This is a genomic window from Liquorilactobacillus sicerae (assembly GCF_029916425.1).
Classification (GTDB): domain Bacteria; phylum Bacillota; class Bacilli; order Lactobacillales; family Lactobacillaceae; genus Liquorilactobacillus; species Liquorilactobacillus sicerae.
In genome coordinates this window covers 1-584 of record NZ_JAHAVQ010000113.1, presented here as the reverse complement: position 1 = coordinate 584, position 584 = coordinate 1, and the positions used below count along the sequence as shown (strand labels likewise).

General features: G+C 37.5%; 2 protein-coding genes. Both read left to right on the top strand.

Translation table 11 applies throughout. The annotated features are described in order from the left end of the window. The coding region (locus tag KH893_RS11520) for a hypothetical protein (RefSeq protein ID WP_281166244.1) at positions 1-305 on the top strand (305 nt) is incomplete at its 5' end. 4 nt (positions 306-309) lie between these two features. Further along, positions 310-584, top strand: a 275-nt coding sequence (locus tag KH893_RS11515; protein ID WP_281166243.1) for a DNA-3-methyladenine glycosylase I, incomplete at its 3' end; no start/stop codon positions are given.

The following is a 584-nucleotide window of genomic DNA, read 5'->3' as shown; positions in this document are numbered from 1 at the left end:
GTATAGAATTAATTGAGGAGGAAATTATGGACGATCAAACACTGATGAACAAGGCACTATTATCAACGGCAAGACATTTTGATTATAAAAATCTTAATTTGCCGGTTTGGATTTCAGCGATCAATGGTGAATTTATCTCGGCTGCCGAATCTTACGATGCTGACGTAACCGATATTCAGCTTTATTTTAGTGGTACAAAAAATGGCGACGTTTATCATGCCTCTGGAACCTTTGAGTTTGCCGGTGGCACTCAAACTGATGAAAACGATATCCAGCTGGATGCAGATACGGATTACGAGGTTTAATTTTATGCAGAATCAGCAGCTTGATTTTCTATTAAATGATCAAAAAAAGCGCTGTGGTTGGGTCTCTGAAATAAATAAACCATCACTGGAGATGATTTTATATCATGATCAGGAGTGGGGACAACCCAGCCATGATGATCGTTATTTATTTGAATTACTTTGTTTAGAAACTTATCAAGCCGGGTTGAGCTGGGCAATTGTTTTAAAAAAGCGTGATGCTTTTCGTCAGGCTTTTTTTAATTTCGAAATCAAGAGAGTTGATGAAATCACTTCGATTGA